The sequence below is a fragment of the Chitinivorax tropicus genome (assembly GCF_014202905.1).
GTDB classification, from domain to species: Bacteria; Pseudomonadota; Gammaproteobacteria; order Burkholderiales; family SCOH01; genus Chitinivorax; species Chitinivorax tropicus.
The window spans coordinates 49,609-60,466 of record NZ_JACHHY010000023.1; the positions used below are offsets into that span (position 1 = coordinate 49,609).

At 55.4% G+C, this 10,858-nt stretch carries 5 protein-coding genes and 2 tRNA genes; 1 reads left to right on the forward strand and 6 read right to left on the reverse strand.

Annotated elements, in window-relative coordinates:
- Position 1 precedes the first annotated feature (1 nt).
- The 6 genes from HNQ59_RS16260 to mltF form a co-directional block, all read right to left on the reverse strand.
- Positions 2-5,899 carry an alpha-2-macroglobulin family protein gene (locus tag HNQ59_RS16260; protein ID WP_184041450.1) on the reverse strand — a complete coding sequence of 1,966 codons (5,898 nt, stop codon included), beginning with the start codon at positions 5,897-5,899 and terminating at the stop codon, positions 2-4.
- Positions 5,900-6,429: 530 nt separating this feature from the next.
- Positions 6,430-6,606: a hypothetical protein gene (locus HNQ59_RS16265; RefSeq protein WP_184041451.1), complete on the reverse strand. Its 177-nt coding sequence runs from the start codon at positions 6,604-6,606 to the stop codon at positions 6,430-6,432.
- Positions 6,607-6,608: 2 nt separating this feature from the next.
- A complete protein-coding gene (locus HNQ59_RS16270; protein WP_184041452.1) occupies positions 6,609-7,004 on the reverse strand; it encodes a hypothetical protein in 396 nt (131 codons plus the stop codon).
- A 927-nt stretch (positions 7,005-7,931) separates the two neighbouring features.
- Positions 7,932-8,007: transfer RNA gene (locus HNQ59_RS16275), tRNA-Thr, on the reverse strand.
- Between the two features lie 76 nt (positions 8,008-8,083).
- The gene (locus HNQ59_RS16280) at positions 8,084-8,869 is read right to left on the reverse strand and encodes an SDR family oxidoreductase (RefSeq protein ID WP_184041453.1); all 786 of its coding nucleotides are present in this window, start codon (positions 8,867-8,869) and stop codon (positions 8,084-8,086) included.
- A gap of 174 nt (positions 8,870-9,043) precedes the next feature.
- On the reverse strand, positions 9,044-10,486 hold the full coding sequence (gene mltF, locus HNQ59_RS16285) for a membrane-bound lytic murein transglycosylase MltF (RefSeq protein WP_184041454.1): 1,443 nt from the start codon (positions 10,484-10,486) through the stop codon (positions 9,044-9,046).
- Between the two features lie 84 nt (positions 10,487-10,570).
- Between mltF and HNQ59_RS16290 the strand changes: the two genes are divergently transcribed.
- A tRNA-Ser gene (locus HNQ59_RS16290) sits at positions 10,571-10,661 on the forward strand.
- The last annotated feature ends 197 nt before the right edge of the window (positions 10,662-10,858 follow it).

Sequence of the window (10,858 nt, forward strand, 5' to 3'; positions counted from 1 at the left end):
CTCAGGGCTTCACGATTTCCAGTTTGCCGACGGTGCCACGGGCGACCGTGCTACGGTCATACATGCCTTCCGCAAACGGAGCAGGGGTGCGGAATACCCCGGCATTGGTGGCGCGCACCTTGTAGACAAATGTGCCGACCTCTTTACCTGCCATGCCGTACAGCACCAACCGATCTTCGCGTAGGTCGGCAAAATCGGGCACCCAGTTGGATTTGTCCGGTACGCCAATCGGCAAGGTGGGCGCGGTCTGCTCCGCCGGCGTGTCCTGTTGCATGGCCTCGACGGGTTGACGTAGCTCGATCACCGCTTCGACACCGCCAGGAAGCAGGTCAACCACGGCGACTTGTGGCACTTGATCGCGCTGGGTGGCCCGCAGGGTCAATTTGACCAGGAATTCTTCACCCACTTTCACTTTGGACAATGCCTTGCCATTCAAGTCAGTGTACTCGCGTGCAATCTCTATCCCTTCACGCAATTCAGCCGCCACTTTTCGGTCGAACCCAGACTCATTCACCGCAAAATAACCGGCCAGATTGCCCTCTTTGCCAAATTTCACTTTGGCGGCAGAGAGGGAGAGCGCGGCTTTCGGTAGGCTCCCCGCAGGCAGACTCAGCGCCTGCTCGCTGCCATCACGGGCAATTTCGCTGATCGATAGTTTCACGCCTTGCGCTTGTGCCAGTGCCGCATAGGCATCCAAACCCAGCATCAGGTAGGCAGATGACAGCGAGTTGAATTGATTACTGCTCATCACTTTGCCCATGTTATCCAGCACCGCTTGCGGCGTCTTGATGGCCCGCCCTGGGAAGTGTCGTGACAACAAGTACAGCAATTGCGCATCATGTACCAGATTGTCGTAATACACCCCGTCGCCATTCCGCTTGCGTTTCTCTGACCAGATCACACCTTTCAACGCCTGCTCGGCCAATTTGTCCTGTTTCAATAACTGATAGCTGGCGGCCATGTAGGCGGCGGTCAGTTCTTGCGTCCAGGCGGGCGCAAAGCGGGCATCCAGCTCTTGTTGCAGACCTGCCAACATCCCGCTGGTCACAATCCCCTGGCGGGTCAGCAGATAGATGCCATAGGCACGCAGCCGTGCGCTGGCTAGGTCTTCTCCCCCCGCATTGATGAGATTCTGCAGCCACATGTTGGCGTTATCCAACATGCCAGCAGGCAAAGCTGTGCCGCGCTCCTTGGCCTCGATCAGGAAATGCACTGCATAGGCTGAGGCAAACGGCTCGATGCGAACCGATGAGGACCATAGACCAAATGCGCCTTGGTCATTCTGACGGCTGCCCAACACCTGCAAGGCTGATTTGATGCTGTCCTTGCCTGCAATCCTGCCCAGCTCTGGGCGGCCCGCGAACACCAAGGCGGGCATGGCCTTGCTGACCAATTGCTCGGTGCAGGAGTAGGGGTAGCTGTCGAGATAGGCGACCAAGCCTTGTGACCAGGCAAGGGGCAGTACCGACACTGTGGCATCCACCTTGCGGTATTCGGGGTACAGGTCACGTGTCAAAGTCTGCGTGGTGCTACTGCCATCAAACCGGCCAAAGGACAGCTGGGTGCGGAAAGGCACCGCTGGCCGCACGCTGACACTCTCTGTCATACGCGCTGATTTGTCACCGATGGTGGCGATGAATTCCAGATTGCCGGCCCCCAGCGTTTCAGTGGCGCGTAGCTTGAATTCGGCCACCCCTTCTTTCAGGTACGCCGCCTGCAAGCTGGTTTTGCTTTCGCCCACCACTGCCAGCTCCTTGCCACCTTTCAATGCCACCGTGATCGGTCCACTGCTGCCCTTGGCATTGTTATAGACCCCGACGCTGACAGTGAATTCATCCCCCGGTGCCACCATGGCGGGTACGTTAGGGGTCAGGATCAGATCGCCTCGCACCTCCGTCGCGCCCTCATGTACTCCAATGGCTTGCGGGGTGACGGCAACCGCCATCAGCCGCAACTTGCCATTGAAGTAATCCGGCACCCGCCAGCTCAGCTCGGTGCCCTGGCTGCTGGTATCGACAATGCCCGACCAATATACCGCTGGCGCTTTACGCTTGCGGTTGAATGGGTTGAGATGCTTGGCGAAACCGCCATCTGCATCGCCACCGGGAGCCGCAGCCTGCATCAGGCGTTGGAACTCCGGCAGGATCAGGTCGAGGATTTGCGACGTGTTGACCTCCAACGCCCGTTTCTGGAAGAAATACCCCAGCGGGTTCGGTGTTTTGTAGCGTGCCACCTGCAAGATGCCCTCATCTACCGCGAACACCACCACTCTGGCGGGCTCGGCAGTCTTCACCTTCATCTTCAGATTCTGCCCTGGTTTCACCAGTGATGGCGCATCCACACGTACCGCTTCTGTCCGCCTTTTCAGGCTGACTGCGAATGGCGCTACGCCGTATGAAAGCGGGCTCATGAAGATTTCTTCACTGCCGGGGTCGCGCACGAACTGCACATTGATGTAGCCGTTGCCTTCAAAATCCTTTGGCAGCGTGATCTGCTGCACCGAGCTGGTGGTGGTGGTCTTGAACCAGACATGGTGGTAGACCTTGTCACGCTCGATAGTGATCAGCCCTGACCCGACATAGGGCGCACGGATGCTGATATCGATGGTTTCGCCCGCCTCGAATTCGGTTTTGTTGAGCTTGAGCTGCAATTCAGCGTTGCGATCCAGCGAGCGGCTGACATTCGCCTCACCCACGACGCTGTATTCGATGCGGTTCAGCACATCACCCGTGGCACTGCGCAACACCAGCATGTAGTCGCCGGGCTCGCCGGTTGGCAATGCAAACTCAGTGCCACCTGCCTCGATCTTGACCGCCTTGGTGTCGCGCACCACATCTTTGCGGCGCGACACATATTTATAGATACCACTGTCCTGCTTGGTCAGCACCGATACATATCTGCGCTGGACCCAATCCAGCTTCAAGTCACCGACCGCAATCGACTGCAGTTTCCGATCAATCGCCAGCCAGCGGCTGCTGCGCGCAGCGCCTCGATTGATGTAGCCAAGGTCGCCATCCGCCTTGACCCCCACCAGATAGTTGGCGCTGGATACCAATACAGCGGTTTGCGACGCGACATTGCGCCCCCCTTCTGCCTCAAACACCCGCGCCAGGAAACTCAGCCGATATGTCGCGGCACCAAAACGCTGCAGATCGAGTGGTAACTCCGCTTCACCCTGCGCGTTGGTGGTGGTGGCCGGCAATTTGTCCTGCACGCCCTCTGACAGCAGGCTGGTATCGTAGAAAGCATAGTCACGGTACTTGGCGAAGGCCGGCAGCACGGGGCTTAGGCTGATCTCACTCTCGACCCGGCGGCCCTCGGCTGGCGCACCGAACAGATGCATCGCTTTGACCTGCGCCTTGACATCTTGCGGCGCCAGCCAGCCCTCGACAGGCCCGTCGGACAATTTCGCGGTCACCCGCATGCGATCAGGCTCAAAATCGCGGACCTTGACCGACACGCTGCCAATCTGGCTATCACGAGCGCCGTTTTTCACCAGATACAAGCCAACCGTGTATTCACCAGTGGGCGAGGTTTCGGTGGTTGACCACGAGAAGCTGTCGAATCCGCCTTTCCCTATCTTGATGGACTCACGGAATACCGTTGCACCGCGTGGGTCGGTCACCTCTGCCTGCAAGGGGATGCCTTCCAAGCCATTACGCCAATCAGCAGTACGCACGATCGAGCCGATATTCACCTTTTCACCAGGGCGATAGATACCACGATCAGAGAACAGATAGGCAGTCAGCTGATCTGCCTTGCTGGCATTGGATGCGCCGCCGATGTCAAAGCGCGACAGATTGAGCATGCGATCCGACCTGCCCATTGGCAGGAAGGACATGTCTCCCTCTTTCTGCACCACATACATAATGGGAGCTTTTTCACGTAACAACTTGCTGATATTGGGCAGACGGGCATGGCCGGTTGCATCGGTAGTCTGGGTTTCCGTGGCCTGGCCGTTGCGCCCGACCACATCTATCCGTGCGCCCGCAACAGGTTGGCCGGTCTGGATGGACTGGACAAACACATCCTGACTGCCATCGGTAGCGCGTTTGACGATCACGCCCAGATCCGTCAACAGAATCAACCGCGCATCGCTGACTTCACCGGTTTCACCTTCGTAGCCCCCTTCACCTTCACCCGCGTCGCCTTCCTCTCCCTGGTCAGCTTCTTCAGTTGGTTGCTGCGCTTTACCCTTGCCTTTCAGCTTGATCAGGAATAAACCACGCTTGATGCCAGCCTTGTCGGTCAGGTAGGGGGTCAGATCAATGCTATCGTAAACGGGTTTGCCGGGGTCGCGGGCATCCAGGCTGCGGTCTTCGGTATAGCGCTCGACCAAGCGATCCATTTCATAGTCAGCCAGATCAGGCTGGGTGAACAGATTGCCGCCATGTTGCACCAGATGGTGCAACTGGTTCGGGAGGAAACGACCGACCTCGATATTCACGGTTTCCAACCCACGGGCCATGAAGCCGACCTTCTTTTCACCCGCCAATGACAACAATGATCCCTGTCCCATCACCTTCAGGGCCTGGGGATAGGGCTCGACCTGCACGATGAAATCGTGAATGCCACCGGATTGATATCCCCCAAATGCCTGTACCCCTTTATCGATCTGCACATAGATAAAGCGGCCCACCGGCGCCTTGAACTTATAGCTGTGCAGTGCATTGTTCTCCTCCGCGCCTGGCACCTGGGTGATTGCCAATACACTGGATTTGGCCAATTCATTTTTGCCAACCCCACCCTGATCTGCCCAATGGTAAGGCTCACTGTCGCTACGCTCAGCCGCCTTCTGATCCGGGTGGAATTTCGGTAACAACCACGCCTTCACCTTGCCCACCAGCGCCTTATCCGTCACCGGCATGCTGCTTTCAAACAACAATACCTGCTCAGGCTCAAATCGCTCGTTGTCCACCAAGGTCATGCTGCCATTGCTGAAGCGCAGGCTATTGCGCCCAGGAATCTTGATGGAAGCGCTGATCTCGGCTTGTGTCTCATTTCCGCCCCGCATCGCTACAATGCCTTTGTCGAGCGTCAACGTCATCGAGGTATCATCACGAGGAATGGCCAGCGCAGCCGAGTGGATATAGGCATTCAAATGCGGCTTGTCATAGGTGACCGTATAGCGGGTGGAATCCCCGCTCAACCCCAGAAAGGTTGCCCCCATCGCCATGTCCAGCTTGATGCGCTTCTCGAATTTTGCGGTATCGACCGGATGCGAAAAGTGCACCGTGGCTACCAGCTTCTTTTGGCCAGGATCAACCGGGTCTTGATAAAACTCCGCGCTGCTGATCTTGGTTTCAAACGCCGCAGTATCGAATTCAAAATGGTACTCATCCAGCTTGGTCTGGGGAGAAAACACCCCCTTTTTGTCGAACTTGACCTCAAAAGTCTCGCCAACCGGCCAATCACCTGTGGGCTGGAATACCAGCTTTTTGTCCCCATCCCATGTCCAATTGCCCGCCAATTGCGGATTCAGGCTTATCCCAGCCTTGACTGGCCTCCCCACCTCTTTGATCGGCGCAACCGACTCGGAAAACTCCACGACCAAAGGTTTGGTGATCCATTTGCCGTCCTCCAGCACAGTCAGCGGTGGTGCTTTGACCTCATAGGTCGTCATCTGTGGCTTGGGCAGATGCCACCACCACCAGAGCCCCCAGCCGCCACCGCCCAGCAAGGCCAATAGCAGCCCGCCATAGGCAGCCCCTTTTTTAGGATTGGCTCCCACCCACAGCCCAAGGCGCGACAGCAACGCCCCCAGCGACAACAACCAACTGGGTGCCTGCCAATGCAGATCTCCCACAACCAGTCGAGCCAGCCAGCCCAACACGACAAAAATCAACGAAATGAAAGACCACAAAAAGAGGAATGGAGTCAGCAATGGACGCAAGGACATGGGCGATACGCCTGATCGTAGTAAGTTAGGAATGACATGCAAATTATAGATATGTTGACGTGATACTTGTGGCCAAACGGAAATAAAATTCCTGCCAACCCACAGCAGACGCACAGGATACACACCTTGTCACATATGCTGGCAAGAACATTCATCGAGCATCAACGCACATTCATCTAATTTACCAGCATGCACGCGATAGATGTGCTGTGCGTGAAGTTTGTGTGAAATACCCGATCAATGTACAGGATTGCAGCAGGACAACATTGCGGCATGGAGCCACATCGAAGTAACGGCAAGGAAGAGCTCGTCAATATGGGGCTTGTTCCGGGCAGTACCGGCAGTGTTTGTAAGGCTAGCGAAGTGGCCCGATACCCTACGAAAACGAGATCGTGCTACCACAGGCACGCCTGCAGAAGTTGAATGTTTTTGGCTGAGGCATAGTGATCCAGTTCAGCTTGTATGTGCTGGTCATATCGGAAGCGACTTGCACAAATAACTAGGCAATCAACTATCAGCAGGTAGCGCCGTTACCCTTTGTGATGCGCCCCAAGCCAACTACCCGTAATCAACCCAGCCAACGACGAATAGATAATGATGGACAGGGAGGTTTCCCAATGGGGCTTGAGCACAAAAATGCAGACGGCCCACGACAGCACGGCAAACAGCAGGCACCCGCCCACGCCCAGCCCGATGATCCGCAACACCTTCACTTCCAATCCTCCAGCGCCAGGCAGTTGGTATAAAGCCCGGTATCACTGCCCCCTGCTTTCACCAGCTCTTCAATAAATGCGGCGCAGTTGTGCGGTAGCACACCCCATAACCAGTCTTTGCTGGCCAGCTCGTCAAACTTGCGCTGCATGGCTTCGGGCTTGGTGATCTTGATCGATTTGCGCTGCAGTTCCGTTTTGCGACTCTCTTTCAGGTAGCGCCGATAACCCGCCTCATCCATGTAATACGGGCGGTCATTGCCATCACCGGCAATATGGAAGTAGTGCCCACCCACACCCCCTGCATTCAGGATGGCATGCCCGCAAGGATTCGGAAACGTGCCACTAACCACGATGACTTGCGAATGGGTCCAGGGAACAGTTTCGAGAAACACTGATAGAGATTGATACCTTCGTACGCCATGACAAACGATTCCCACGCAAAAAAGCACAAGGATATGCAAATGTCACATCATGACGCAACTAGATGCGGCAGGCGGCAACTAGCCTTGACCAGCCCCCAGCGCGCGGGATCGTGACCCCGCCACGCCCGCGCGCTAAAGGGGTGGCTTTTTATGCAGCTGCATGATTGCCGGGAAAGACCGCCAGCTATGGCGCTTCAAGCGATTTGTCAGCCTGTGTAAACCTTGCGTTTTGATGCAGTCTAGACATGCAGTCACGCAGGATGGCATGGGCAGAAGTGCTTCGCTCGCTCAAGCCGTAGGGGGTGTTCAAAAAATGGTAACCGAGGTAGCCGCCCTGAGAAAAACTATCTAAGCTGCTGATTTGTAATAAGGATAGTGGTTACCTCTAAAAGGTAACTAGAGGTAACCCAAAAGGTAACCGGATGCTAAGTCATTGAAAATAAACAGGCTGAAAAATCTATCAAGTTACTCTTATAAAAGGTAACCGGTTACCTTTTGGTTATCTTAAAGTTACCTTTTTAGAATTTTTATAACTTGTTGAAGTTAAATGAATATGTTGTGTTTTTTGAGGTCGGTTACCTTGGTTACCATTTATTTGGCCCCCCACCGACTTGGAAAAATCTCCGCGCATGGTGGGCGCACGTGTGTGTGTATTGCATTTGTGATTCATATGTATTGCTGACAGAAGGGGCTGAGCTTGGCACTAGAAAGGGGGATAGGCTTTGGCGCGTTGACTTACAGTGTTTCGGTTGGTGATTGAAAGTAGTGGGCGGCGGTGATGCCCAAAAAACCAGCGGGAAGGAAAGTGAGGCGGGGACTTGCTGGGAGTTTGACAGTTGCTCTAACTGTCCAAAAAAGAACAGGGATTAGCGTTTCTGCTAACCCCTTGATTCTTAATGGTGCCGATGAGGTGAATCGAACACCCGACCTACTGATTACGAATCAGTTGCTCTACCAACTGAGCTACATCGGCTTAAAGGAAGGCGCGATTATAGGAGGACTCTGGCGGGTTCGCAAGATGCTTGCGGCTTGCCGCCAGATTCGCTGGTTTACTCTTCAGAGATGGGGGCGACTATGTTATAGCCGGCATCGACATAGGTGATCTCGCCGGTGACGCCGGATGCGAGGTCGCTCATCAGGAAGGCGGCAACGTTGCCGACTTCTTCAATGGTGACGCCGCGTTTGAGCGGGGCGGTTTCGGCCACGTGATGCAGGATCTTCGAAAAGCCGCCAATGCCAGCAGCGGCCAGCGTTTTGATCGGGCCTGCCGAGATGCCGTTGACGCGGATATTCTGTGGGCCCATGGCGTAGGACAGATAGCGTACGCCAGCTTCCAGGCTGGCCTTGGCCATGCCCATGACGTTGTAGCTGGGCATGGCGCGTTCTGCACCCAGATAAGTGAGGGTCAGCAGGGCGGAATGGGGGCGCAACATGTCGCGGGTGGCTTTGGCCAGGGCGGGGAAGCTGTAGGCACTGATGTCATGTGCGATCTGGTAGCTTTCGCGGCTGATCGCATCCAGAAAATCGCCAGTGAGCGCCTCGCGTGGTGCAAAGCCGATGGAGTGGACGAAACCGTCGAAGCCTTCGGGCCAATGGGTTTTCAGCTCGACAGCCATGTTGTTGATTTCGTCGTCCGACCCGACATCGCAGCGGATGACGATGCTGCTGCCGAATTCATTCGCCATCTCCACAACGCGATCTTTCAGTTTATCAACCACATAGGTAAAGGCTAATTCGGCGCCTTCACGGTGCATGGCTTGGGCGATGCCGTAGGCAATCGAGCGGTTGGAGATCAGGCCGGTGATCAGGATACGTTTGTTGGCGAGAAAGCCCATGGTAGTCCTCTTCTTGGTGGTTGCCGGATTATAGTAGCAATACGGCCATTCCGGCATCAGGCGGAAGATGGTGGCCAGTTTGCGGGGGGATGGCAATGCTGGCTAACCCTGATGGCTTGGCCGCCGGGTTGTATACATGTTCAAAAGCGGCCATCTTCCCGTTGGATCGGGGTATTACTTGGCTGTGTCTGGTTTTAGGGCATCGGAAACGGTCACTTTGTCATTGAAGGCCGGAAACAGTGGCCTGAACGGAGGCTCGAAGCGGACCAGGATGTCACGGTAGGTGCGAACGTTCTCCACAAAGATGACTGTCTCACCGCCCCGTGCGTAGCCGTTCTTGACGGTGGTGAAGTAGGCTTCATCTCTGAGTTGTGGCAGGGTGCTTTTCAGATCGGTCCACGCATCGGGGTTTTTGTTCTGTCGCTTGGCCAGGATGCGGGCGTCTTCCAGATGGCCATAGCCGATATTGTAGGTGGCAAGTGCAATCCAGGTGCGATCGGGCTCGGCAATCCGCGCGGGTAGCATTTCCCGCAACATCTGTAGATAGCGTGCGCCGCCAAGAATACTTTCGCGTGGGTCCAGTCTATTTTTGATGCCCAGCCGCTCGGCGGTGGCAGTGGTCAGCATCATCAGGCCGCGGACGCCAAAAGGCGAGGTGGCGAGCGGGTCCCAGTGCGATTCCTGATACCCCAATGCTGCCAATAACCGCCAGTCGATACCCGTCAGCAACTCGGCCTCCTCAAAATACCTGCGGTATTCGCTGAGCTTGCTGCCACGAGCCTCCAGCATGGTTTGCACGTCGATTGGGTTCAATCGACGTAAATGACCGAAATAACGGTCGATCAAGCGGCGTAGGGTGCCGTCTTTCTCGATCTGTACAAAAAATGCATCAACTGATTGCTTGAAATGGTCGGGTGCTTTTTCGGGAATCGCCCACGCAACCTGCCTGGGGGGGGATAGCTCGAAAGCGGTATTGATATTGGGGTGGAAGTTACGCATGACATCGACAATGGTCGAGTCGGTCACGACATAGTCCGCTTCGCCTCGGGCCAGTTTCTCCAGCAGCTCGGCTGGGTCGTTGTATGGTTCTTCCTGCCATTCCAGATCCGGCAGCTTGGGCTTGGCGTTCTCTAGAAGCGGTAGATGGCTAGAGCCGCTCGGGATCAGCACTTTCTTACCCGCCAGATCTGCCAGATCCTCGGGTTTGGGTTGGTTGATGTTGTAAGCTACCACAGGGGTGATCAGTAGATAGGCTGGGCCAAACACAACATCCTTTGGGGCTGGCGTGGCAACAGCCAACCCAGCAGCTGCGAGGTGTGCATGCTCGCCCGCCAGTTCCTTATAGGTCTGTTGTCGATTGGGTAGCAAGACAAACCGCACCGGCACCCCCTGTTGCTGCGCAAACAACCGGATCAGATCGTATTCCAGGCCTGCATAGTTACCATCACTATCCACATAGAAAGTATTGGGGGCAGTCTGGGTCAGCACCACCAATTCTTTCTGCTGATCAACCGGCTTGACCCGCAAATCGACGGGTGGGGGGGCTTCTCGTGAGCAGGCCAATAAGGCACTGAGCAACAAAGCATAAAATGAAAAGCGTCTGATCGGTGTACTCAATGCATGAAGCCCTATCAAATGCGGATTTCGCAGAACCGGGGTTTACAAAGGCGCAATAGTATATATAATGCGCACCTTCTGCACGGAAAGGTGGCAGAGTGGTCGAATGCGCCGGACTCGAAATCCGGTATACGGGCCTCCCGTATCGAGGGTTCGAATCCCTCCCTTTCCGCCAAGTTTTGTGAAAAAAGCCATGATTTTTCATGGCTTTTTTCATTTCCAAGCTTCGCATTGTCGATGTCCAGTCAGCTAAACATCCATACGAGTACGTGGCGGTTATGCATATTGCATTATTCTGCTGGAAATGTCGAATGCATTCGATGCACCTCTTGTGCGCCACTGTGAGGCTGGCCCTCGTCAAGAGGGTTGTTT